Origin of the sequence: Nostoc sp., assembly GCF_036916985.1 — a bacterium.
Lineage (GTDB): Bacteria > Cyanobacteriota > Cyanobacteriia > Cyanobacteriales > Nostocaceae > Nostoc.
The window spans coordinates 108,175-133,993 of the sequence record NZ_JBALFD010000027.1; the positions used below are offsets into that span (position 1 = coordinate 108,175).

The following is a 25,819-nucleotide window of genomic DNA, read 5'->3' on the forward strand; positions in this document are numbered from 1 at the left end:
TTAATTTCCAACTCCTAACTCCTAACTCCTAACTCTCAACCTCAACTACGCTTCATCGTAGGGTTCTAAGTCTAAGAGGTAGATATAGGGTTCAACTAACTCTGGACGCTGAAATGCGATCGCTCGCAATAGATGCCAATCATTTAAACCCTCAAAAGCATTACTATAATTATCCAGTTCCAGACGTGTAGCTAGTTCTTCTACTTCTGCCGCACTCATGGCAGCAATTTCTTTTTGGGAAATGCTTAGAGTTGTCATAATGCTTGCCCCTCCCTTATGCAGCACTCGCCTTCAGCTTGGGTTAAGTTGCGCCAAACGCAGCCACCCAATATATATTACTCATTAGAGACCATTATTTTCGTGAAAATTGTCAGAATTTGTACCAGAATTTATCAAAAATTCGTAATGCTGACTAGCCAATGGTATTGACAACGAAATTTCGTAGCACTTCTAACGTAGGTAAATGTATTTCATGCCCCATATCAAATTCGTGGTATTCTACCGCCACTCCTAGAGACTTGAGAGTTTCCTGTGCCTTCAAAGCAGCTTGCAGGGGCACAACTTCATCATATCTACCGTGAGTGATTAAAGTCGGCGGAATTTTACTTTTAGCTGCTGTTAGTGCATCAGGATGTAAATATCCGCTCATGACAACTAAACCTGCTAGGGGTAATTTTGAGCCAACATCCAAAGTCATTGCTCCGCCTTGAGAAAATCCACTTAAAATGGTGCGTGATAAAGGTATGCCAGTGGTACTTTCTAAAGATTCCAAGAAATCTATTAACAGTTGTCGACTTTCTGGCAACCCTTCATACATATTTTCCACCCGTAGGTCATACCATGCCCTCCCTATCGGGGAATAGGCATAAGGAAAAGGTGCATTAGGCAATACAAACTGGTAATTAGGTAAGTTGATCGAGGGTAACAAAGATGCTACATCCTCAGCATTAGCACCCCAACCATGCAAAGTGACAATTAAGCCTGCGGGGGGTTGAGAAGTTGCTGTGGGAACGGTAATAGCTTGTAAAGACAGAGGTTTACTCCTAAATTCTACTTTTGTACATAGATCCTATCTCTTCAAGCAGCTTAGTATTTAGCGGTATTTGCTGTTGGACTAAAGAATGCGATGTCATCAAGGTAATTTAGGGGAAATTATTTACAAACTTTCTCTGGTAAAGAATTTCGGCGTTGCTGACTGTGGTATGAAAAATAATTTTGCGTTATTTCAAAATCCTTGTAGAGTAGAGACGTTGCAATGCAACGTCTCTACATCCAAATTCATACCTCGATTCAGCAACACCAGAATTTCGTGTGCGATCGCTATAATTGCATTGATTGATCGGATTGCGAGGTGTCTAAAATAGCAACTCGCAATCCGACCATTTCCTATTTTCTCTGCTTAGAGTGATAGAGCGCTAATCACGGATAAATTATCCATCTTGTGGGATGGGTGTCCCCACCCGTCTCAGATTTAGGGCACTCATGTTGCCCATCCCACAAGAAAATTTGGGATGTTTTTTTATTTGTCAATCTCTTAACTAAAGACATCGGCTGAAACATCGAACAAAAAATAGAAAATTATACTCATGATGGAAATTGAAAATTTGGGAGTGACTGTAGAAGAGTATTTGGATGGATTAACAGCAGGTATTGACGTTTTAGAATTGAAGCGGCTAGAAGCAAGGGGAATTCCAACAAACCTAGCTTTGGAACTGATGGCGATGCCTACGGCGGGCTACACCTACGCTAATATCAATATATAGAAGTATACTGAGCATCGACCTTTGAACGCGAATGGCTATGCAACCAGTTGACTTCACTACTCTTACAGCTACCTGTAGCGAAATACGCGCTAACTGGCTGCCCTCGCGGACAGAACAAGTTTATCAACGCGATCGCTACACTATTGCTATAGCATTACGCACCCTGAAACAACGGGATTGGCTACAAATTTCTTGGCATCCCCAAGCGGCACATATTTGTATTGGCGATCCACCACCGCGATCGCCTGATACCTTTACCTTTAGTCAACAATTAATACACCAATTGGGTGGTTTGGCATTGGTAGCGATTGAAGCGATCGCCCCTTGGGAGCGGGTTATTGATTTGCAATTTGCCCGTCGTCCTGGAGAAAGTGCCCTATATCATGTCTATGCAGAAATCATGGGCAAGTATAGTAATGTGATTCTCACCGACGCTAACAATATAATTATCACCGCCGCCCATCAAGTCAGTCAGCAACAATCTAGTGTCCGTCCCATCCAAACCGGACAACCTTATGAAACACCGCCAAAACTGACTGGAACCGTCCCCAGTTTGAACGAATCTCAAGAACGTTGGCAAGAACGGGCAAGTCTAGTACCAGGGGCAATTAAGCGACAATTACTCAAAAGTTATAGTGGCTTGAGTGCCGCACTACTGGAATTAATGCTGCTAGAAGCAAATATCGCCCCAGAAACATCAACGGATACTCTCAACCCCGACGACTGGCGACGGCTGTTTGAGCGTTGGCAAGAATGGCTGCAAGCCTTAGATTCCAATAAATTTCAACCCGCTTGGACAAAAGATGGTTACACCGTAATGGGTTGGGGTGTAGTTGAAAAGGTCAAAAATATTCAGGAGTTACTCAACCACTACTACAGTAACCAGATTGATCAACAGTTATTTTCGCAATTGCGCCATCAATTGAGTCAGAAATTGCATAATATTCTGGCGAAATTAAAGAATAAAGCTCAAACCTTTAAAACGCGCTTGCAGCAATCAGATCGAGCCGATGAGTATCGGCAAAAAGCAGATTTATTGATGGCTCACCTGCAAAACTGGGAACCGGGGATGAAAGAAATTATCCTTGCAGATTTTGAGACAAATTTACCAGTTGCGATCGCACTTCAGCCAGATAAAAATGCCGTCCAAAATGCCCAAAGTCTTTACAAACAGCACCAAAAGCTGAAACGCGCCCGTGCTGCTGTGGAACCGCTACTATTGGAAGTACAGACAGAAATTGAGTATTTAGAGCAAGTAGAAGCTGCGATCGCTCAGATAGACACTTACCAAACAGCAGAAGATTTGCGAGCTTTAGAAGAAATCCGCGAAGAGTTGATTGGACAAAAGTATCTCGAAGATCCAGAATACCGCAGCCGCAGTGCAAACGAAGCCCCCAGCACTAACTTTCATCGTTATCTTACCCCTGGCGGTTTTGAAGTATTAATCGGTCGCAACAATCGCCAGAATGACCAGTTGACCTTTCGTGTAGCAGGGGATTATGACTTATGGTTCCACGCTCAAGAAATTCCAGGGAGTCATGTGTTACTACGTTTAGAACCGGGCGCTGTAGCAGAAGAAGCTGATTTACAATTTGTAGCTAATCTTGCTGCCTACTACAGTCGCGCCCGTCAAAGTGAGCAAGTGCCAGTAGTTTACACTCAGCTAAAACACGTCTACAAACCCAAAGGCGCAAAACCGGGAATTGCTATTTACAAGCAGGAAACCATACTTTGGGGAAAACCGCAATTAACAATTCAAAATTCCAAATGACGCTCTCTACTTCACCAAAACCTAAATCCGTTATTTTAGTTTTTCTCCGCTTGCTTTTTTCTCTGGGTGCAAATTGATTTAATCAATTAGCTTTGAGTTGCCCGTAGATATTAGCAATTTCTTTTTATTGGTTATGCACCTGCTTTTTCTAAATGAGAATTTACCGTGCATTCAAGATGATGTATTTTTTGATTTTGAACATATATAACAGCTTGCTCAAGTTGCTTACTGCCCAAAGAGAATATACCATATCCTTCTTGCCAAGCAAATTTTTCTGATGTAGGGTAAAGATTGTGGTTGAAATGGTGAGAACTACTTCCTTTAATTTTTTTCACAAACTCTGCAATCGCGATTGTTGGCGGTATAGATACTACTAAATGTATGTGGTCTTCAATACCTCCAATGGCATGGAGTCTACAATTTAAACTGTTGGATTTATCAATGATGTAATTATAAAGATCAGTTTCTTTATCGGAGGTAATTAGATGTTGGCGTTCTTTTGTTGCCCAAACAATATGATAATAAAGTCGCCACAGAGACATAATATTTTTTAAATTTTGTATTTATCTACATACATTTATGTTTCCCATATTGCTGGAAAAAATTATCATATTAGCAGTGTCCGTCAGCCAGTCAGCTAGGGAATCAGGAATGAGCCAGAAAATCAGCCAGTTCACCAAGCCAGCCGGCAGCAGCCAGCCAGTAGCCAGCCAGGGAATGAAATTCCCTGTCTGAAAGCTAAAGTCGTCTTCAGACGACTAGGTGAAACTAGTGAACAATTAAACCAAGTTTTTTCTAGTCCTCTTGCACCATTAGACAGCGAATTCTATTCCCTGGCGATCTGGTTGGTAAACCAATGAATTTGGCAAACCCTCAACCCGCATCAAATCTAATTGGCGTTCAAATATTTCATCAATTGGCAACATTTGACCATCAACAGTCATAAATTTATGGTCTTTTGTTGCCCGAATTATTGAACCATCTTCCAAGCAATACTCAAATACCTCTTGTTGTCCGCGATCGTGCCACTGTGCTACAGGTTGGGTGTAAATATTCCCATGATTATCAACACTATATACAGTACATTCAATGCCTTTTTCGACAATTTCTCCAATCGGCAGCAATCCATATTCTACAGTTAATATTTCCGTGTCATAGCTTAAACAATATTCAGCAAACTTCAACATTTGCTCAAATAATTCATCTGCAACTTTTTTCTGAACGCCATTTTTAGCTGCGCCATCTACGAATTTTTCTCGCTGCTTTTGCATCTCAGAAACTTTCTTTTTACCCATCGCCCGACGCAGCAAGTCAGCTTGTCCTAAAGAATATCCCGCCATATCTTGAGCAATTTTCATGATTTGCTCTTGATAGACCATAATTCCATAGGTTTCATCTAATATTGGTTCTAGAACTTGGTGTTGATAATCAATCTTTTCTCGACCATGTTTGCGGTTGATAAATTTAGGAATTAGTCCTGCATCTAATGGTCCGGGTCGATAAAGTGCCAAAATTGAAGAAATATCTTCTATATTAGAAGGCTTCAAATCTCGCACGATCTGACGCATCCCAGAAGATTCTAATTGAAATATCCCTTCTAATTCACCTGCTTCTAATAAATCATAAGTTTTTTGGACATCTTTTGGTAAAGTGCTATGTTCACCTTTAGCTAATATTCTCTGGGCTTTTCTTTCCTGGCGGGGAATTTCATCAGGATCAATCCGATATCCTTTCGTTTCTTGAATTAAATCAACAGTTTTTTGAATAAGCGTCAGGTTCCGTAAACCCAGAAAATCCATTTTCAACAAACCCATTGATTCCAGGTCTTCCATGAAATATTGGGTAATTACAGAACCGTCATTATTTTTCTGTAATGGGACAATTTCATCCAGTGGATCGGCGGAAATTACTACACCTGCTGCATGAACACCAAAAGTTTTGTTAGTTCCTTCAATTCGCATCGCCATATCAAGCCAATGACGAACATGGGGTTCTTTATCATATTTCTCTTTAAACTCTGGTTCTGGAGTTTTATCAGAAACCATCACCTTAAGTTTAGTTGGTTTCCCCCGCACCACAGGAATCATTTTCGCCATTTTGTCAGCTTCCCCGTAGGGAATATTTAATACTCTGGCGACATCTTTCAAAACTGCTTTAGAAGTTAGACGGTTAAAAGTAATAATTTGGGCAACTCTATCTGCACCATATTTTTCAGTTACATATTCAATCACTTTATCCCGTTGTTCAATACAGAAATCCGTATCAATATCAGGCATGGATTTCCGTTCTGGGTTCAAGAAACGCTCGAATAGTAACCCATGATGTACAGGGTCAATATTGGTAATTCGCATTGCATAAGCAACTAATGAACCAGCCGCCGAACCCCGACCTGGCCCCACAGGAATATTATTATCTCTAGCAAATTTGATGTAGTCCCATACAACTAAAAAGTATTTGGAAAAACCCATCTGCTGAATCATTTTCAGTTCGTATTCTAATCTTTCTTTATAGACGGAATCGACTTCCTGGCGAGATTTGCGATTTAACCGTTCTAAAAGTCCACTCCACGCAACATCTTCGGCGTAAGTGTCAGCAGTATGACCAGGGGGAATAGGAGGTGTAGGAATCTGAGGCTCACCCATAATATGGTAAGGCTCGACTTTATCAGCCACTTCTTCAGTAGTAGCGATCGCTTCTACAATCACATCATCTGGTAAATGGTCACGAAATAGCTGCCGCATCTCTTCACCAGACTTGAGATACTCAGTACCGCTATAACGCATCCGCTTATCTTCAATAATTAACTTGCCAGTTTGGATACATAGCAAAGCGTCGTGGGCTTCAACGTCAAAACAAGAAATAAAATGCGAATCATTAGTTGCAACAATTTTAATTCCTAGTTCCCTAGCAATTTTGACAATTTCAACATTTACAATCCGGTCTTCTTGGGAGCCGTGGTCTTGAATTTCTAGATAATAATCATCACCAAATACATCTTTATACCATTGAGCAACTTTCCGAGCTGCATCTGGTCTATTACTGAGAATCGCTTGGGGGACTTCTCCACCCAAACAAGCGCTGGTGACAATCAAGCCTTCATGATATTCTTTTAATAAATCTTTATTAATACAAGGTCGAGAAAAAATTCCTTTACCTTGAACACCTTTGAGGTGAGAAATTGTAGTTAATTTAACTAAATTTTTGTAACCTTTGGTATTTTTAGCTAAAACAACTTGATGATATTTGGGGCGGCGTTCTTGTTTCTCAATATCGCCGTTAATTATATACATTTCATTGCCGATTATCGGCTTAATATTTTGACTACGGCAGATTTTGATCAGTTCAACGGCTCCATACATGACACCATGATCGGTAAGGGCGATCGCTTTCATCTCCAGTGCGATCGCTTGATCCACCAACTCTGGTAGCTGACTTGCCCCATCGAGCAAACTATAGTCACTGTGAATATGTAAAGGAACAAAGGACATAAGCATCTCCAACCACAAGCCAATATACCTCTAGGGGTCTACCTTGTGGTATACCCTTTTGAGCCAGATTTTGCAAAGCAACGGAATATTAGATTAACAGTTTTTAACCAAAATTAAAGCTGTTCTTTTTCGGGAATTGTCACTATCATTATTGTTGTTTTAATAGTTACAGCAGTTAACCAGTACCTAGCCAATGAGTCAAACAGAGAGAACTACTTCGCCTGCAACCAAAGCTAGCCCTTGGTGGCAGCGTATCCCTCTCACGTTGCAAATTCTCATCGCCTTAGTCGCCGCAGTCAGCGTCGGAATTGCCCTTGGTGCGGGGAATCCCAACCCCAGCAACGCGGCTTTAATCAACAATTTAGCAATTCCGGCTGAATTGGTGCTAAAGGCTCTCCGCGCCTTGGCTACACCTCTAATTCTGGTAGCGGTGCTGCATACTTTGATGACTACTAATATCCCTGGTACAGCTGGGCGGCGGTTAGCAGTACTACTTTTAACCAACACAACTGTAGCTATTTTAGTGGGACTTTTGGTAGCCAATGTTCTGCGTCCTGGGACTTGGGGCAATGTAGCCACCTCAACCAGTACGGCAATAACTACTCAGAGTCTCGATCCTTGGGGAATAATCAAAGATGCTGTCCCGGAAGCTGTCCTCAAGCCATTGGTTGATAATAATGTCATCCAACTGATTGTAATTGCCCTGAGTTTTGGCATCGTTCTGCGGGGATTAAAATCTGAACAAATCGCCCAAGGCAAGAATGGATTCCAGCCGATAGAGGATGTCATCGGAATTTTATTTGAAGCGGTAGTCCGCATCCTCAACTGGGTAATTGCCTTAGTGCCGTTCGCAGTCTTTGGAATTGTAGCTAAAACTATTGCGATGCAGGGCTTTGCACCGTTTAAATCTTTGGGTGCGTTCATCGTAGCTGTATTGTTAGCACTGGTATTGCAGGCTTGCTACTACCTCACCAGAGTAAAATTTGGTTCTTGGGTACACCCGCTAAAATTCCTCGCCGGCGGTTCTGATGCCTTTTTAACAGCTTTCTCAACTTCTTCCTCGGCGGCAGCAATGCCCGTAACCTTTGAGGTTTTGCAAACAAAAGTCGGTTTAAGGGAATCTTCTGCTGCCTTGGGGGCATTAGTCGGGGCAAATTTCAATAATGATGGTACTGCCCTCTATGAAGCAATGTCTGCGTTGTATATTTCCCAACTAATTGGCCAACATCTGAGTTTAACACAGCAGTTAGTTGTCATCCTTACCTCGATATTTGCCTCGGTAGGTGCGGCAAATATTCCCAATGCTGGACTGGTAACAATGACACTGGTATTCACTTCTGTAGGCTTACCTACCCAGTACATTGCTTTGCTAGTTACTGTAGACTGGTTTTTGGATCGCTGCCGCACCGCAATTAATGTCATGGGAGATATGACTGTCAGTGCTTTACTTGATGGTAAAAAGCCACGTTCTTTAGATGAGGCTTAGTTTGCCAGCTTTTAGTTGAGTGCAGCAGCTTTTCAAATATCTAATGCTGTTGAGGTCCTTTGGCGTCACATTCTTTACTCCAGCAACGTTCTAGAAGTTGTAGACGCCAGATCAAGACAAAGCGCTGGGGATTCAACACTAATTTAGTCTCGCGGCTAAATAAAGGTTGGTTCAGATATTGCCAAAGAGGAAATTTAATTTTGGTGTGTTTTGGAGTCATAAGAACAAAAAATAATATAAAAGTTTTGTCTAGAAACTGCCTGATAGTGTTTTTCTAGTTAAAGGCTACACTGTGCTTTTGCAATTGTCTTTGTGGCAATTGCGGAATTTCCGTAGGTAAATTTATGTTATTTCCGCTTTAATACTGAAATTGCACGCACCTTTTTTTTTTTGATTCTACATCCCAGGAAAAGTCAGATACGTTGGTACAAGCGTACAAATGTCTGCCCCTATACCCCAATACACTTGGGTTAAGAAATTTATCCGTTGAGGCAGGCAGAGGGGATGCAAGGGATACAGAGGGGGAGAAAAAAGCTTATCTGAACCGTATTAGCCTATACCCGGTTCATTTTTTGCAAAAATGTTTGTTAGCGATCGCATCGCCATCCAAAATCTTAACTCGGTACGCCTGTTAGTAAAATTAACGTGAGTTCGATAAACCTCTCCCTCCTAGCCTCCCTCTCCGAAACGGAAAGGGAGGAGCAACGAAAAATTCCGTTTTTTGCTCCCCTCTCCGCCTCGGAGAGGGGCTGGGGGAGAGGACAAATAAGACTTATCAAACTCACGATTAAAATTAGCAGCAGCTAGCGTGGTAGACAAAAAAATGGGACTGGCAAGATGCCAGTCCCACAATAAAAAAGAGAATTTTTATCAAAAGCAGTTTTGTGAGGTTAAACTTCTCACTCTCTAATAATGAGTGCCTGTTTTACGATGGTTGATGGCAGTAACAGCATCAGGCTTGAGTAATTTACCTTCGTCTACAGTTGCATAAATGACCCAATGATCGCCACATTCTAGACGTTGGCTGACTGAGCATTCCAAATATGCTAAAGCGTCGGTGAGGACGGTACAGCCATTATCTGCAACTGCTGTACTAAAGTTGGCAAATCGATCTTCTCCAGGGGCGAAAGATTTACGGAAATGTTTCATGTAATCTTGATGATTGCCTTCAGGTAGAATATTTAAGGCAAACTTACCGCCTGGATACATCAAAGATTCGATCGCTCGGTCTTTGGCGATCGCAACAGTTAGTCCAGGTGGGTTGAAGGTGGCTTGAGAAACCCAAGCGCCTAACATCCCCGTAGACACATCTCCAAGTTTCGCTGTCACCACGCAAACGGAACCAACAATCCGACCAACAGCTTGTTCCACTGGGGTAGCGGCTTGTTGCGGCACGCGTACCTTTTTAGCCTTTCTCAGTGCTTGGGCAAAGTCTGTACCTAGTTCTTCACAGAATTTGAGAGTGACATCATCAGGTTTAAACTTCACCTTCAAGGTGTCAAAGCCAAAGCGATATCCGGCATCTCGGAGTTTACCTTCGATTAAGTCAAATGCTTCGCCACTCCAGCCGTAGGAACCAAAAACCCCGGCGAGTTTGCTATTGTCACCACTCGATAGCACAATTCCTAAAGCAGTGTGAATGGGAGTTGGTGCATGACCACCGATGGTAGGAGAACCAATGATAAAACCCTCTGACTGTGCTAGGTTGATGCGAATTTCATCAGGGGTAGCAAATTCACAGTTGATTGATTTAACTGCAACTCCACCTTTAGTTAGTCCCAGAGCGATCGCATGTGCTAAAGTCGCCGTATTTCCGTAAGCTGAAGCGTAAAGTAAGGCAACGGAAATTTCGCGCTCGTTGTGAGAACGGCTCCACTCTCCATAAGCTTTGGTGAGTTCAATTAAGCTACTGCGTACCAAGGGGCCATGACCCACAGCATACATTCTCACCTGCAAATCTGAGATTTTCTCCAAAGCTGCTTGCACATGAAGAGTTTGGGGAGCCATCAAGCAGTTAAAGTAGTAACGCTGGTCTTCTTTGAGCGCTTCCCAGTTATCATCAAACACTTCATCACCACAGAGATGAGTTGCAAATAACTTATCTGTGTAGAGAATTTGGGTTTGCTGGTCGTAGGTACAAAGTCCTTCCGGCCAGCGCGGACTAGGGGTGGGGAAGAATTTTAAAACATGACCCTTGCCTAAATCCAGAGTTTCTTTCCCCCGCATCACCAAGACATTTAAATCTTGTTCTAGAAAAGCAGCACGTAAATTGTTCGCACCGGGAAGAGAACAGACAAAAGTTACTTGTGGTGCTAGTTCTAAAATTGCTTTGAGGGTTGCAACTCGGTTGGGGTTGAAATGACCCAGGATAATATAATCCAAAGTTGTCAAATCTAAAGTCTGCCGCAATGCCTCTAAATAAATTTCGGTAAAGCTTTCTGGCGGTGGATCAATAAGTGCGGTTTTATCAGCTTCAATTAAATAGCAATTGGAGGTTGTACCTCTTTCAAGTGCGTATTCAATTTCAAACCGCAGACGTGACCAACTACGTGCCCTGATAGCTTTAGTATTTGTAGCAATTGGTAAAACTTGTACGTCGCGTGGCTTGGAATTGGTCATAGCTGTTTTATAGTTGGGGAACAGAGACTAGGGATTGGGGACTAGGGGACTAGGGACTGGGGAATGGGGAATGGGGACTGGGGACTAGCGACAAGGAAAGAGTTTTCCCAATCCCCAATACCCAATACCCAATTCCTTAGTAGTAATTACCTACTTTGCGATGGCGAACAGCTGTCAATCCATCGTTTTTGGAGACACGACCTTCTTGGACGGTGCAGTATAAAATCCAGTGGTCGCTGCATTCCATACTGGTCTGTATTTCACATTCCATGTATGCCAAAGCATCTGTCAGAATCGGGGAACCGTTTTTCGCTGTTTGAGTTTTTACTCCTGCAAAACGGTCAGCGCCAGGATGCAGGCGTTTGAGGAAGTGTTTTTTGAGTTCTTGATAATTGCCTTCTTCCAAAACGTTGAGGACGAAGCGATCGCCTACTTGCATTAAGGAATCAATGGCGCGGTCTTTGGCAACGGCAATTGTGAATCCTAATGGTTGCAAACTCGCTTGCGTTACCCAGGATGCCAGCATTGCACTTGAGACGTTATCTTTTTTGGTGGTGACTATATATAGTCCGCTGCTAATGCGACCCAGCGCCTTTTCCATGTTGACATCAAGGGACTTAATTTGCTTGATGTTGCGATCGCGCACTAGCAATTGTCCGATGTCTTTACCCGCTTCTTCACACAACTGGAATGTTGATGCTGTGGGAGCCTCTTTAATCCGAATCGGTGGGAAAGCTTCTTTGATGCCAGAGTCCAGAAATTGTCTGCGGAGTGTATCAATGGGTTCATCATCCCCACCGTAACATTCAAACAGCCCAAGAAATTGCTTGTTCTTGGCGACAGCTAGCACCGAACTGATACTAGCTTGGGCGGCGGCGGCGGTAGTCGAGGGCATACCGATAATTATCCCAGCTGCTCTCCCGGCTAGTTCTTGAATTTCTTGGCTGCCAGCAGTACTCAAATCCAGTACTTCTACGCCAACGCCAGTTTTCAGGATACCTTCGGCAATTGCGTGACCAAGGCGTTCGCCATATCCATATTCTGAGACAAAAAACAAGCCGACAGTGGTTTCTGCTTTAGCTTGTTTTTGGCTCCAATTTTCATAGCACCCAGTTAGAACATCTAGATGGTGGTATAATAAAGGCCCATGACCATTGGCGATAATATTAATCTTCCCTAGTTCGTTCATTCGCTTCATGGCATTCACCAAAGAACGAGCGTTAGGGCCCATCAAGCAGTCGTAGTAAAATCTAAAGTCAGCTTCGATCGCTTCTAAATCTTCATCAAAGGTGCGATCGTCACAAAAGTGCATCCCAAAAGCATCACAGGTGTAGAGAATTTGGGTTTTGCGGTCAAAGCTAAAGATTGTATCCGGCCAGTGTAAGTTAGGCGCACTTACGAATTCGATTTCGTGCCCTTTACCAATATCGATGCGATCGCCAGTTTTGACAACCCGTTTAGAAAAAGGATCGTGTACTAAGCCTTCTAAAAACTGAAGCGCAACTTTTGAGGCTAAAACGGTAGCTCTAGGAGCTAACTGGAGAACATCTTCTACTAAGCCGCTATGGTCTGGCTCTGTGTGACTGACAATTATGTAATCAATTGTCTTGGGGTTAACAAGACCTTTGAGAGTCTCTAAATACAGATTGCGAAACTTCTGATGAGAAGTATCAATCAAAACTGTTTGTTCGCCCCTAATTAGATATGAATTATAGGTTGTGCCATTTTGCAGTCCGAATTCGATATCGAAGCGATCGCGATCCCAATCAAGAGAGCGAATCGCCGTTGTGTTAGGGGCAATTTCGACAGTTTGTATAGTTAGCCGATGTTGAACGTTCTCTGCGATCGCTACCATTATTCGTCTCCGAGCGCAAATTAACAGGTTTTTCTTCTGCCCCCATTGTCTCTATTATTTAATGTTGAATGTGTAATGAATATCAGTTTTTGAAAAATTTAACTTGTATCAATTATTGCTGTTTTTTAGCAATAATTATGAATCTTCAAAACCTACTAAATATTAATTAAATATTTCAAGTTTACTGAGTATTGAATTTTGCTGATTTGTCTCGTCTCATCCTAATTCCAAAATATCATACCAATTATATTTTTTGACAATAAAGGCATAGTTTAAACAATATTTTAGGCTCTTCCGTACCTGTTATGCTAAAAATGCCTGTAAATAAGTTTCAAATCCTTATTGGTCAATAATAACAGGCATTATGATTACCATTTGAGCCTTCGTGCTGAAATTGAGTTTATAATCGCCTGCAAGCCTTGATTTTAAAGGAAAACTTTGGGGTTTAATTAAAATTTCAGCATAACACCTACTGAAGAACCATATTTTATTGCCATTTGATTTACCAACCCTAAATCAATCCGGCTCGGTTAAGGCAAGAGACGCGATTCATCACATCTTTGTGTCTGAAATGTGTTGCCTTAAAAATAATTAGGAAAGGTAGGAAAAGTAGGAAAAGTGGGTAAACCTTTTTTAGGCTTTCAACAAGCATCACATAAGCTGTTAACACTAGTTAATCCAATGAGTGTTGAATATGTTGTTGTCTCAATCAAAATCTGGTGACATAAAATATAAACTTTGTGTAAAGTGGAGAAAACAAATACTGTTTTGGAGATAACCAAGGCAAATTTCCAGAGACTAGTTGAATAAAAAGGAACAAGGTCTGTATATCTTTTTCTACTCATCCAAAGGGAAACTAGCATAAAAATAATTTTTAAAGTTTCGATAAACCTCCGTAACTATACGAATAATCTCAGAAATTTAATGATACAGTCCTTTATTATCGACTTTAGACATTCATCAGGACTAACACCAACAAATTATTCTTGTCGTAGCTTGAAGCTGTAGCTTCAAGCTACGACAAGAATAGGTTTGCCTATATAAGCAGGTTAATGGTGTCATCTCTGATATACCTAACTTTTTATAAAAATCCATTTTTGATGATAAATTGCAAACTTTTGAATGCCAACATCTTTAATACTTGTAGTCAAATTTTAGGCGTGTAAATACATACTTAACTTATTAAGTATGTAGGCGTAAATAGACAAAAAAAGTGTAACAGGTTATTGTTTATGGGATGCCGATTAAAAGTGTTTCTAACTGAAGAAGAAAAGCTAACTTTAGAAGAGTTGAGAAAAGCCAAAGATGTTCCTCAACGTACCAAGGATCGCGCTCAAGTTTTACTGCTGAATACTCGCGGCTTAAAAAATGAGCAAATTGCAAAAGGTTTGAACTGGGCGATTTCAACAGTGCGTCAAACCCTTCATCGTTGGGAAAAGATGGGTTTAGCAGGTTTATGGGATGCTCCTGGTCGAGGAGGAAAACCCCGATATTCGGAATCAGATTTAGTTTATCTCGAAAATTGTTTGGCTCAAGAGTCAGAGACTTATAACTCTAAACAATTAGCTAAAAAACTGGCGTCTGAGCGTCAAGTAAACTTGAGTGCAGATCGCTTACGACGGGTATTGAAAAAAAGGGGAAGGAGGTTTGGAAGCACATGTACACCAACCCAGGAACAGCATAATTAGCTGATTAAACCATCTTGGACTCGAATTACTCGTTTCGTTTGAGCAGCGATCGCCAGATCATGGGTGACAATGACGATCGTCATACCTTGTTGGTTGAGTTCGGTGAATAAATTCATTACCTCCTGGGATGTTTGAGTGTCTAAAGCGCCCGTTGGTTCATCAGCTAGCATCAGTGCTGGCCGGTTAACAATAGCACGAGCGATCGCTACTCGTTGTTGTTGTCCTCCAGAAAGCTGGTTGGGAAAATTGTACAAGCGATCGCCTAATCCCACCCTTGTCAGTGCTTGAATTGCTTGCTGGTGACGTTTTTGCTTAGGGATATTGGCGTAAATCATCGGCAGCATAACATTTTGCAGCGCGGTAGCACCTGGTAACAGATTGAATTGCTGAAATACAAAGCCAATGCGCTGATTGCGGATATGCGCCAGTTCGTCATTGCCGAAACTAGTCAAGTTTCTGCCTTCTAAAACGTAGTGTCCGGCCGTTGGACAATCTAGGCAGCCAATCAGGTTCATCAGTGTAGACTTTCCTGAGCCAGATGTGCCCATAATGGCAACATATTCTCCTTGCTCAATTGTTAAATCAATCTGCTTCAACACGGGTACTGTCACTTCACCCAAGCGATAAGTTTTGCTAATCGCCTGCATCCAAATCATAGTTGTCATCTCAATCACTCCGTAAGGCGGCAATTGGGTCTAACTGAGCGGCATTCCGAGCCGGAATCACCCCAGCCAGTAAGCCGACAATGAACGATAATCCAAATCCACACACAACTGACCACACAGAAACGATAAAGGGAAAATGGAAAATCATCGCAGCGCCAAAGGCAATGCCAATCCCAATTCCCATACCAATACCGCCTCCAGCAGTAGAAATCACAATGGATTCGGCTAAAAACTGATTTAAAATGGCGGAATTAGTTGCACCAACGGCTTTGCGAATCCCAATCTCTCTGGTTCGCTCAACCACCGAAACCAGCATAATATTAGCGATGCCAATGCCTCCTACTAACAGAGAAATACTAGCGATCGCTACTACCATCATCGTAAACAAGCCCACCACAGTCGTGAAGGTGTTAACCACATCTGTCTGATTTCTAATGCTGAAATCATCAGACTGGGATGAATTGAGGTTATGACGTAGGCGCAGAAGATTCACAACCTGAAATTGAGCCGTTGCTGACTGCTCTTGATTGGCCAGTTTTACATAAATGCCATTGATTGCAAAACCTTTTAAAGCATTATTCCCCACGATCCGACTTGACATATTAGTTAGGGGAATGAAAACTTGATCGTCCCGATCCATTGGCCCTTCTGAACCTTTCTTCTCAAATACGCCAATAACTTCGTAAATGTTACTTTGAATGCGAATCTGTTCGCCGACAGGATTTTTACCAGTCCCAAATAGTTCATCCCGAACTGTCTGCCCCAGTACAACCACTGATTTAGCGTTGTCCATTTCTTCTTGGGTAAAAAACCTACCTTGGGTAAGGGAAGTATTTCTGGCTTCGGGATAGTTCAAATCGGTTCCGACAATATTAGTAGAATTATTCAACTTCTCATAAACCACCTGCCCCGGACGCTGGAGGTAGGCAGAAACGACTTGAGCAGCAGGAGCCTCTTCTTGGATAGCTTTGGCATCCTCCCAAGTAAGTGTTGAACTAGAACCCATTCCTTGACTGATCCCACCAGAACGGGCGGCTCCTGCAAAAACCTGCAAAACATCGGTTCCTAAAGATTGAATTTGCTGTTCTGTCGCTTTTTGTACACCCTGTCCAACGGAGGTAATTGCAATCACAGAAGTAATGCCAATAATTACACCCAACATCGTCAAACTAGTACGGAGTTTATTGCGCCATAGTGCCTCCATTGCCATTGATAAGATTTCGGTTACTGATACAGTATGGGCACGACGAGAAGTCGCTATTCTGCGAGGTAAGCGAAAGGAAATAGTCATTTTTTGTACCTTGAATTAATTAGTACTTACGCAAAATCATGATAAAACGAACCACAAAGGACGCAAAGGACACAAAGGAATAAGAGTTTCAGAGAGTTCTTGCGTAAGTCCCTTAATGAGCGGGAGGAGCAGCGCCAGGTGGTGGCCCCATTGGCGGTTCTTGTTCAGAACTGCCCGCTTTAGAGCTTCCGGGTAAACCTGGAAAAGAAATACTAGACTTATTTTGAGGTTGGGGCGGGGAGCTAATCAAAACCTTTTCTGTACCGTTTAGTCCAGCCTTGACTTGGGTACGATTGTTAACCGTTGCTCCAGTTGTAATCGGAGTGAATACAGGTGGTTGATTTTTACGTGCCACAAAAACACCTGTTACCTTTTGTTGACGTGTCACTGCGATCGTTGGTACAGTCAGGGCGTTTTGCAACTCACCAACATTGAACTCCAGAGATACATTCATTCCAGAGCGCAATAACTTCTTGGAATCTGAAAGCAGAGTAACTTTCACTTCAAAGCTAGTAACATTTTGCTCTACTGTTGCCTGAGCCGCGATTTGCGAGACTCGTCCTGGAAATGTTTTACCAGGGTAAGCATCTGCCTTAATTACCACTGGTTGATTGATCTGAATTTCAGAAATGTTGCTCTCCGAAATATTTGCCACAACCTGATTTGTATCAGCTAATGCCAGAATCGATGATGAAGTTGCAGAAGAAACCGAACTACTTGCTGTCATTGGCGTAACAAAAGCCCCTGGGTCAGCATACTTACGAATGACAACCCCATCAAAGGGAGCGCGAATCAGTGTGTCATCAATCTGAGTTTGGATGTTTTGTAACGCTCCGCTAGCAGATATCACCTCTGCACGGGCTTGGTCGATATCTTCTTGACGGGTTCCCGCTTGTTGCAGAGATAGTACTTGTTGTTGCTGTTTTACTTCTGCACGGGCTTGGTCAATATCTTCTTGACGGGTTCCCGCCTTTTGCAGAGATAGTGCTTGTTGCGCTTCCGCTACTTGGGCTTGGGCGCTGGCGAGGTCTGCACGTTTTTGGTTTAAAGCTTGCCGAGAAATTGCTCCAGCATCGTAAAGTTTCTGATTGCGCTGAAAGTCGTCGTTTGCTTGGCTCAAAGTAGCTTGATATCTCTCTAAACGGGCTTGGGCTTGAGCAATATCCTGAAAGCGATTACCTGTCATGAGTTTGCGTAATTTTGCTTTTAGTTCCTCCAGTTTGGCTTGCGCCTGAGCAATATCTTGAGGGCGATTACCTGCCATAAGTTTGCGTAGATTTGCCTTTGCTTGAGCCAGTCTCCCCTGCTCTTGGATCAATTGTCCCTGCAAATTAGAATCATCCATATAAGCCAACACCTGCTTTTTTTTGACATAATCACCTTCCTTAACTAGCAGCCTTTTTAAAGTACCTGCCGTTTTAGGACTGAGGTTGATTGCCCGCTCAGGTTTAACAGTCCCATTGGCTGAGACAGTGATAGAAAAATTTGTCCGTCTTAAAGGCACTACCGCCAAGCGTAGATTTGCTTGCTGTTGTTGTTTAACAAGCTGGTGATGAATAAGATAACTGACACCCACAAGTAAAAATAGGGAGATAAATCCAATTAACCATTTTGTTAGACCTTGTTTCTTGATGGGTGGGAGTGAAGATGTGGAGTCAGTTAGCTTGGGTAAATTTGGGTAATGATTAAATGCCATGTTCACTCCTTGAGTAAAAACCAGACCCGCCTCTGTTTAGCTGAGATTTGTAATCGCTTTTCCCACACAATTATTGCCGAGAAAATTTCAAGCATATCTACTCTTAAAACGTTCGATAATTTGCTTAGTACCTTCAACTTCCTTCTTTAATTCTTCTTGTTTTTCTGGCTTAATTTTACTACCAGCTTGTTCCAGGATGTTTTTTAATGCTCTCTCCAAATCAATTTGAATTTGAGTCATTTCATTATGAATCCTATAATTACATTCCTGTTCATTAACGCTCATATTTTTTACCTAGTTGATATAATTCCGACATGATATATCACAAATCAAAGGGGTTAAAGCCTGCAATATCAACACATCTTTTCAGAGTCATTTGGGTAATATTAACTTGATGTAGCCATCTTAAATCTAGAAGCTTATGATTATTAACTCGATAATTTTACTTCATCAATTTTGTTTTCACTTAGATGGCTATTTGTCGGCACATAGTCAGGTTGCACCTTACCATAATCGAGCTTAATAATTTGATCAGCGAGGTGAAAGTAACGGTCATCATGGGTGATTACTATCACGGCTTTACCACGTTCTTTGAGTTTGACAAGACTCTGCCGATAAAATAGGTCGCGAAAGTGTGGCTCTTGGTCAGATGCCCATTCATCAAATAAATAAATCGGGCGATCTTCTAGATAAGCTGTGAGTAATGCGAGGCGCTTTCTCTGCCCTTGGGATAGGTTAGTTGTTGATAAAACACCATCCCTGACTTTAACTTTATGGTCTAACTGCAATTGCCTCAAATAATTTTCCACTTCTCGATCGAGATTCGGATGATTGAATCCCAAACAGCTATCGAAAAGGTAGAAATCAGAGAAGATAGCGGAAAAATGCTGGCGATACCATTCCCGATTTTCATCTGTAATCAATACTCCATCGAGATAAATTGACCCATTTTTAGGTGGATACAATCCCGTAATTAATTTAGCTAGCGTTGACTTGCCACTACCATTACCACCGACAATATATGTTATTTGTCCCGGCTGCAAAGTTATACTAATTGGGCCTAGTAAAAACCCCTTTTCATCGTCAGCAGGGGGATGCATATCTCTGGGCTGATGTCCCGGTGGCCCTAAGAGAAACTCTTTTTCTTTGCCACGAGGCGGATGCATATCTCTAGGCTTACGTCCTTTTCCAGACTTATGTGCTGGGGGCAAAGATGGATTGTTTGGCCCTAAGAGAAACCCTTTCTCATCAATATTAGGGTGATACAAATAGCTCACCCGATCGAGTTCAAGTTTCAGTTCAATTTGACTAGGTTGTTTGACAATGTAGGAGTTAATTGTTGTATCAACTTCTGCTTGACTGGTTAATGACAGCTTCATCATGTTAATTTTCTGCAATGCAACATTACCTTGTAAAAGATCGGGTAATCTGCGTAATAGGTTCTGGAGTGGTAGGGATAGATAGGTAGTAGTGAGGACATAGGTTGACAACATTGCAACTGGGATATGCATAAACCAGGGCAATATGAAAAGCATCAAAGCTAAAGTAGAAAGCTGTGAAAATTGCCCTAATCCATTAGCGATCGCAAAACTTTGCATTGCGGTAGTATTCTTCTGACGCAGTTTTGTGGCACTACCTTGCAAGTTCTTAGAGGAAAAGTCTTCTCGTCTGGTTTTGTGCAGTTTTAGTTCTTTAGTACCTCTAGTGATAGCTTGAAAATGCTTGAATAAATTATCCTCCTCTTCACGTGCTATGGAGAACAAATGTTGTGCTTTGCCGAGTCTAGTTTGGACACACCAAATAGCAATAGCAGATGTAGCGATCGTCAATACAAATATAATGTTGGAAATCAAAGACAAGTAGAATAAACATCCCAAAACAGTAGCGAGATCGATACAGATACTTGGAATTGCTGATACAGCGTGGGAAAGAACTCGAACATCATCAGTTAGTGTTGCAAGTAAACGATTTTCTCCAAGTCTTTCTAGATGTTCTAAAGGTGAAGATAAGATATTTTGACCTAACCTAACTCGCAATTGGTAGATGGCATTCTGCGAGAGATTAATCAACATGAATTGTGCGACAGTACTTGTGAAGAGAGTACAAACAGCTAATGCCGCAAAATATAATAGTGCATTGGGGAGTGATGCCTGACTGACAGCCCGATTTATGAGTGAAATCAGCATTGCATTACTACCACCGCTAATTAAGCCTGTGATAGTTGCAATTAAGATACTCCGCCATGATATTTCCCAAAGAAACCGAATAAATCTCATACTTGTGTCCTTTCAGATTGCTCAAAACTGTGGTGTTGATAATATCAGGATGATTCTTTTAAACTTTTTGAAACAGAATTCCTTCTATTCCAACTCCAGGTGAAAATGAAAAGGCAATTCCAGTTAATGCTTTTGTTTGTTTAGTTGAATCTTTCCAATGGTGATTTGGGTTGTCTAACCCCACATATTCTTTATCAGCAGAAGAATTATTTTCACTGCTAAACAGCATACGTTCCATGACAAATAGTACTGAGGGACTAAGCATATTGCCATACTGACGAAGTATCTCCCAACTATCAGCAACCTGACTATCAGTGAGTCCCAAAGAATCTTGTGAATTCTGAATAATGCGTGTGCCACCAGGATGAATAGCCCAAAGATCAATATTCTCTTTAGTAAGCTCATGGCTTGCTAAAAAACGTTCGATAATTGGATTAACACCAGTCTTAATATAGTCAGGCAACTGACGCGAAAGCTGACAAGTAATTCCATTATCCCGTATGCCAAGAACAATGCCGTCTTCGGTATCTTCAACCAGGTAACTTAGATGATCTCTAATGACGACTTTACCTTGACCGATTGCTTGCTCTGGTTGACAAGCTCCGACAACTACTGCGGCACATCCATCACCAAAAATGCTATGAATGATCACATCATTCATCTCATCTTCAAACACTGCATTGATTGAGCTTAGTTCCAGGCATACTACAAGGACTTTGTGTGTTGGATTAGCTCGCACATGATCGCTAGCAACACGCAGTCCATTCATTGCGGCTGCACAACCCATAAAATTCACTGTTACTCTAGCTGTGTCTCGCCTGAGTCCAAGGCTTTTAATCAATTCTGTATCTATTCCTGGTGCTACAAAGCCTGTACTCGATACAAAAACAATCAGGCGGATGTGATCTTTGATGTTCGTATCTGAGTACAAATGATTGTTAGTCTTTATACTTTCAGAGGCGCTTAGGAGTGCTTTTTTTGCAACCCGTTCAGCTAGGGGAACAGCAAACTCTTGATACATCTGCATCCGAGATTGAATGGTCTGACTATGCCCGTGAGCGATCGCTTCATCGGATAATAAGTTTACCGCTAGGTGTCTTGTATCAATTCGAGTATTTTTATAAAGCTTATCGATCCGGCCTCGATTTTGCTCCAAGCTAGGAATATTTGCAACTAATCCAGCTGCGTCAGATTGTCGAACGATGTTGTCGGGGGTACCAGTTGCAATGCTCTCAATGATTGGTAAAAACTGCTTTAACCTAATCGTACCAAGTTCAGAAGCATTATATTTGGCTTTAATTTCAGTTGGTTTAACAACAGGCAAATTATTTACTTCGTTGTGCATTACTAAGGTAGTTTTAGTATTCATAATTCTTTTTCCTAGTTACAGTTATTTCTGGACAATGTGAGATTTTTTGTAACACAGTTGCTATGAATTACAACTGTGTTTTCTGATTAGATTGAACCAATACCAAGAAATCCTTGGATAACGTATTTCGCCGATGTCATTAATTGTTGTGGGTGAAAGTGTTCTTTTAACAGTCCAAAATTATTTTCTTTTGCCGCTCTTGATGGCCCTAACAAGTAATGTGTTACCAAGATTGGCAGACGATCAAAGAAAAAGTTTTTTGGTTTTGACCAGACAACATTAAATTTCTCTGCCTCTTCTCGGACAATATCTTCGCTGATAATATTTGCAAAACCACTTTTTTGGTATGGAAGTACATGGTGTACGCGGTGTGGACTAAGACCTGCTGATAGAAAGCAGTCAATATACTTGTTCCCAATCATAGTCAAATCATAGGAGTTTCTAATTTGGGATACTGCCCAATCTTCTGACGGATCTACTTCTTCTTCTTCAAAATCATGACTAGCAACAATCATGAAGGTACTTATCCATAGAGTCAAAACAAATTGTGCTAGCCAAGCTCCAAAGTCACCATTCATCCAAAATAAAATCAACTCGCCAACAAGAATTATTCGCATAGAAAAAGTGCCGATATAATGAGGCAAACCTCGTTGCCAAGAGCCATACATATCTTTGACACCAAACTTGAATGCCAGTGTACATATCTCAATCAATCTCACAAACATGCCAGTGAGAACGTGACCAAGTTTATGTACAGTATGAACCGGAATTCGATAGAACCGAGGAAGTTCTAACATGGCTGTGAAAACATTTCTCTTGATATCAACTTGACTTTGGGTAAATGGATGATGCATTAAAGTATGACCATCAGTTACTACGAAAGCCATTGGAACGTAGCTAATATCAAAAATATTTGCAAAGACTTTATTGAGGCGAACTTGGGCGCGATGAATTAGATAGTGACCTGCACCTGTGAGAGAGATTCTCAGAGCCGCCATTAGTGGAACAAAGAGATAAATGGGCATATACTGCATGAAATTTAATCGCAGCACTTGCACCAGGATATAGACAACGAGCAAAATGATTGTCACCACATCAAAAATAAAGTCCATTTGCTCAATCTTTTTTTTCATTTCTGGCTGGTTTATCCTGGCCTTAATTCGATTCAGCAATTGCTCTTGGTTTTGAAAGTTAAACTTTGGTGTATCTCTCCACCCGTCAAAACCTTCACGAAACAAGAATGGTGGAGCATTGTATTTGGGATGAACATCTTCAGGTCTAGCTTTTCGCCCCAAAGCATATTTTTTGAGGACTCTTTTGGACTTTTCGGGATTAGGATGAAAAATATTAACCAGTGTCGTGATATCTCTATTCTTCATACGTCCAATGAAGAATTCACCGCCTGGATGCCGCTTAATAAAGTCGGATAGATCGTATACTTCGCCGTCGTAAATCCAGATATTAGGCAACTCAGGTGGAGGCTCTTTGCCAATTTCACCAGGAGGTCGTTGTGGCTTTTCCTGACTGTTGATATCAGGCATAATAGCTGGAGGTGCTTTATCAATTTCATCAGCAGGTAGTTGTGGCTTTTCCTGAGTGTTGCTTTTAGGCATAATAGGTGGAGGCGTTTTTGTGTAGGCGTAGTCCACCGCCGCAGGTATCGCATCAGCAGTTAGTTGTGATTTTTCCTGATTATTTACACGACTAATATCTTCAGCGATGCTTGCATCGTGAGCAAAAACAAGCTCGGAAATATTTTGATCTTTCTCTTTATTCCTGAATATTTGTATGTGCTTAAAAGCCTGTACTATTACATTCATAATACCTGATACTCCTGAATGTTTTTGAATGTGATTATGCTGCTCATGACGGATCTTTTCTGAAGCATCAGTGTAGTTTTTCATCACTTGATGCATCAAATGTAAACTTATGCAGGCATCTAGCCCAGATGCAAGCAAACACATAAATTAAGTTTGAAAGCTCTTATTTAGCCTGGGAAGCTCAGTAGGGGTAATTTGACTTCTTTGGAAATAAATTTATTTACCAACGAAAGCGATTTACAACGCGAAGTCTGCGTGTTTATCTTGCCGTTCCTAGCAGGGACGCACATCTGTGCCTCCAAAGTGCGTGTTGTATCTAAACGAAAACTTCACGCCATCAACTGCAATCCATACTTCTGCAAAACAGGTTTTATTTGATGCTTTTAACATTAGAAATTAATCGGGGAGAAGTAGGGGAGATGAATCTGTAATTGGTATTTTTGCAATATTACCCATTGAATTACAATGCACTTTTCTGTAATCCTGCATACATGATGATGCACGGGGTAAGCACATCTAAATTTGAGTGTTAAATGTATTAAGTAGTATGCTAATCAGCGGAAGATATCTGGTAAAATTAATTACACGTTATGCAGAACCATTCTAGAAAGACCTTGGCGCACCGAGTTCCCAGTCTAATTTCGCATCTTTACCAAGGATTTTGGGCTTAACTGAATAGTATATAACTTACACATTGACAAAGACAGCCAACTGTGAGTTACCTCTCGTTACAAGGCAGTCCCGATGAAACAAGTTTCACAACCAAGCATGAAAATGTGATGTGAGACGGATCTATATAGATACTTATCGAAGGAGCATTTTAAAGTCAGAGCCTTGTAAGAACTGATTCATAAAGTAAATCTTAAGTAGCTAATCTGACTACACCAAAACCTCCTCAATTCTAACAACGCCAAAGCTAACGTTTCCAACGTTATTCAGCAATTTCACCAAATAGCCGTTTTAACAGTCGCAGGACGAAGCGATCGCGCTCTTTCTTACACCGCTTCTGATATACCCGCGTTTCTGTAAATGCTTTTTCACTTTGAAAAACTTTATTTAGCGTAGGCGTAGCCCACCGCAGGTATCGCATGTACCTACGTCCGCGATAAAATTCTCAAGCACAATAGCGCACTCCATACCAATGCAAATTAACTGGCAAACTGCCAAAACCTACGAAGATATTCTGTATCAAAAAACTGATGGCATTGCGAAAATCACCATCAACCGTCCCCACAAACGCAATGCTTTCCGTCCTGAAACCGTCTTTGAACTGTACGACGCTTTCTGTAATGCTCGTGAAGATACCACTATTGGTGTTGTCCTATTTACTGGCTATGGCCCACATACTGATGGCAAATATGCCTTCTGTTCTGGTGGCGACCAAAGCGTGCGGGGACATGCAGGTTACGTGGATGATACTGGCATCCCTCGCTTGAATGTGCTGGACTTACAACGCCTGATTCGTTCCATGCCGAAAGTGGTGATTGCTTTAGTGGCTGGATATGCGATCGGTGGTGGACATGTTCTACACTTGATTTGCGACCTGACCATCGCCGCCGATAACGCCATTTTCGGACAGACTGGCCCGAAAGTCGGCAGTTTCGACGGTGGTTTTGGAGCCAGCTATCTCGCCCGCATCGTGGGACAAAAAAAAGCTAGAGAAATTTGGTTTCTCTGCCGCCAATATGATGCACAACAAGCGCTAGAAATGGGCTTAATTAATTGTGTTGTTCCACTGGAACAACTAGAAGCGGAAGGTATTCAATGGGCGCAGGAGATTTTAGAAAAAAGCCCGATCGCAATTCGGTGTCTCAAAGCCGCCTTCAACGCTGATTGTGACGGACAAGCGGGTTTACAAGAACTCGCTGGCAATGCCACCCTACTTTATTACATGACAGAAGAAGGGTCTGAAGGCAAACAAGCCTTTCTCGAAAAGCGTCCACCAGATTTCCGCTCTTTCCCTTGGTTGCCTTAGAATTCCAAAAATCGCACCTCACTAAAGGGTGCGATTTTTTTAGATATCAACTTTTAC

Annotated in this window: 20 protein-coding genes; 5 read left to right on the forward strand and 15 right to left on the reverse strand. The window is 41.7% G+C overall.

Annotated elements, in window-relative coordinates; genetic code table 11:
• Nucleotides 1-45: 45 nt before the first annotated feature.
• Both isiD and V7L07_RS10670 read right to left on the reverse strand, forming a co-directional pair.
• Nucleotides 46-258, reverse strand: a complete 213-nt coding sequence (gene isiD, locus V7L07_RS10665; RefSeq protein WP_179064795.1) for a protein IsiD — start codon at nt 256-258, stop codon at nt 46-48.
• A 154-nt stretch (nt 259-412) separates the two neighbouring features.
• The gene (locus tag V7L07_RS10670; protein ID WP_442936047.1) at nt 413-1,018 is read right to left on the reverse strand and encodes an alpha/beta hydrolase; all 606 of its coding nucleotides are present in this window, start codon (nt 1,016-1,018) and stop codon (nt 413-415) included.
• A 568-nt stretch (nt 1,019-1,586) separates the two neighbouring features.
• Here V7L07_RS10670 and V7L07_RS10675 point away from each other — a divergent pair.
• Both V7L07_RS10675 and V7L07_RS10680 read left to right on the forward strand, forming a co-directional pair.
• The gene (locus V7L07_RS10675) at nt 1,587-1,763 is read left to right on the forward strand and encodes a hypothetical protein (protein ID WP_335057559.1); all 177 of its coding nucleotides are present in this window, start codon (nt 1,587-1,589) and stop codon (nt 1,761-1,763) included.
• A 37-nt stretch (nt 1,764-1,800) separates the two neighbouring features.
• Nucleotides 1,801-3,534, forward strand: coding sequence for an Rqc2 family fibronectin-binding protein (locus V7L07_RS10680; RefSeq protein ID WP_335057909.1), 1,734 nt, complete (start codon nt 1,801-1,803; stop codon nt 3,532-3,534).
• 131 nt (nt 3,535-3,665) lie between these two features.
• On the opposite strand, the gene tnpA is transcribed toward V7L07_RS10680, so the two are convergent.
• Both tnpA and V7L07_RS10690 read right to left on the reverse strand, forming a co-directional pair.
• A complete protein-coding gene (gene tnpA, locus V7L07_RS10685) occupies nt 3,666-4,076 on the reverse strand; it encodes an IS200/IS605 family transposase (protein WP_335057561.1) in 411 nt (136 codons plus the stop codon).
• A gap of 270 nt (nt 4,077-4,346) precedes the next feature.
• On the reverse strand, nt 4,347-7,022 hold the full coding sequence (locus V7L07_RS10690; protein WP_335057564.1) for a DNA polymerase III subunit alpha: 2,676 nt from the start codon (nt 7,020-7,022) through the stop codon (nt 4,347-4,349).
• 193 nt (nt 7,023-7,215) lie between these two features.
• Here V7L07_RS10690 and V7L07_RS10695 point away from each other — a divergent pair, with 193 nt between their 5' ends.
• Nucleotides 7,216-8,508 (forward strand): dicarboxylate/amino acid:cation symporter, encoded by a 1,293-nt coding sequence (locus tag V7L07_RS10695; RefSeq protein ID WP_335057566.1) that lies wholly within the window; start codon nt 7,216-7,218, stop codon nt 8,506-8,508.
• A 40-nt stretch (nt 8,509-8,548) separates the two neighbouring features.
• Here V7L07_RS10695 and V7L07_RS10700 read toward each other — a convergent pair whose 3' ends face one another.
• The 3 genes from V7L07_RS10700 to V7L07_RS10710 all read right to left on the reverse strand — a co-directional run bounded on the left by V7L07_RS10700 (nt 8,549) and on the right by V7L07_RS10710 (nt 12,982).
• Nucleotides 8,549-8,728, reverse strand: coding sequence for a hypothetical protein (locus tag V7L07_RS10700; protein WP_334709481.1), 180 nt, complete (start codon nt 8,726-8,728; stop codon nt 8,549-8,551).
• A gap of 686 nt (nt 8,729-9,414) precedes the next feature.
• Nucleotides 9,415-11,127, reverse strand: a complete 1,713-nt coding sequence (locus tag V7L07_RS10705) for a diflavin flavoprotein (RefSeq protein WP_335057568.1) — start codon at nt 11,125-11,127, stop codon at nt 9,415-9,417.
• 136 nt (nt 11,128-11,263) lie between these two features.
• Nucleotides 11,264-12,982 (reverse strand): diflavin flavoprotein, encoded by a 1,719-nt coding sequence (locus V7L07_RS10710; RefSeq protein WP_335057570.1) that lies wholly within the window; start codon nt 12,980-12,982, stop codon nt 11,264-11,266.
• Nucleotides 12,983-14,214: 1,232 nt separating this feature from the next.
• On the opposite strand from V7L07_RS10710, the gene V7L07_RS10715 reads away from it, so the two are divergent.
• Complete coding sequence (locus tag V7L07_RS10715) at nt 14,215-14,670, forward strand: helix-turn-helix domain-containing protein (RefSeq protein ID WP_335057572.1); 456 nt, start codon at nt 14,215-14,217, stop codon at nt 14,668-14,670.
• Here V7L07_RS10715 and V7L07_RS10720 read toward each other — a convergent pair.
• The 8 genes from V7L07_RS10720 to V7L07_RS10755 all read right to left on the reverse strand — a co-directional run bounded on the left by V7L07_RS10720 (nt 14,667) and on the right by V7L07_RS10755 (nt 24,877).
• Nucleotides 14,667-15,335, reverse strand: coding sequence for an ABC transporter ATP-binding protein (locus tag V7L07_RS10720; protein WP_335057574.1), 669 nt, complete (start codon nt 15,333-15,335; stop codon nt 14,667-14,669). The genes V7L07_RS10715 and V7L07_RS10720 overlap by 4 nt on opposite strands.
• A gap of 1 nt (nt 15,336) precedes the next feature.
• Nucleotides 15,337-16,626, reverse strand: a complete 1,290-nt coding sequence (locus V7L07_RS10725) for an ABC transporter permease (RefSeq protein WP_442936042.1) — start codon at nt 16,624-16,626, stop codon at nt 15,337-15,339.
• A gap of 112 nt (nt 16,627-16,738) precedes the next feature.
• Nucleotides 16,739-18,322: an efflux RND transporter periplasmic adaptor subunit gene (locus V7L07_RS10730; protein WP_335057576.1), complete on the reverse strand. Its 1,584-nt coding sequence runs from the start codon at nt 18,320-18,322 to the stop codon at nt 16,739-16,741.
• Nucleotides 18,323-18,409: 87 nt separating this feature from the next.
• A complete protein-coding gene (locus V7L07_RS10735; protein WP_335057578.1) occupies nt 18,410-18,607 on the reverse strand; it encodes a hypothetical protein in 198 nt (65 codons plus the stop codon).
• Nucleotides 18,608-18,750: 143 nt separating this feature from the next.
• Nucleotides 18,751-20,598, reverse strand: a complete 1,848-nt coding sequence (locus V7L07_RS10740; protein WP_335057580.1) for an ATP-binding cassette domain-containing protein — start codon at nt 20,596-20,598, stop codon at nt 18,751-18,753.
• A gap of 58 nt (nt 20,599-20,656) precedes the next feature.
• Nucleotides 20,657-21,967: a type III polyketide synthase gene (locus tag V7L07_RS10745; RefSeq protein ID WP_335057581.1), complete on the reverse strand. Its 1,311-nt coding sequence runs from the start codon at nt 21,965-21,967 to the stop codon at nt 20,657-20,659.
• An 86-nt stretch (nt 21,968-22,053) separates the two neighbouring features.
• Complete coding sequence (locus V7L07_RS10750) at nt 22,054-23,871, reverse strand: cytochrome b5 domain-containing protein (protein WP_335057583.1); 1,818 nt, start codon at nt 23,869-23,871, stop codon at nt 22,054-22,056.
• An 847-nt stretch (nt 23,872-24,718) separates the two neighbouring features.
• Entirely contained in the window at nt 24,719-24,877 is a 159-nt protein-coding gene (locus tag V7L07_RS10755; RefSeq protein WP_335057585.1) for a hypothetical protein, read from the reverse strand.
• A 51-nt stretch (nt 24,878-24,928) separates the two neighbouring features.
• Between V7L07_RS10755 and menB the strand changes: the two genes are divergently transcribed.
• Nucleotides 24,929-25,762, forward strand: a complete 834-nt coding sequence (gene menB, locus V7L07_RS10760) for a 1,4-dihydroxy-2-naphthoyl-CoA synthase (protein WP_334699338.1) — start codon at nt 24,929-24,931, stop codon at nt 25,760-25,762.
• Nucleotides 25,763-25,819: the final 57 nt, after the last annotated feature.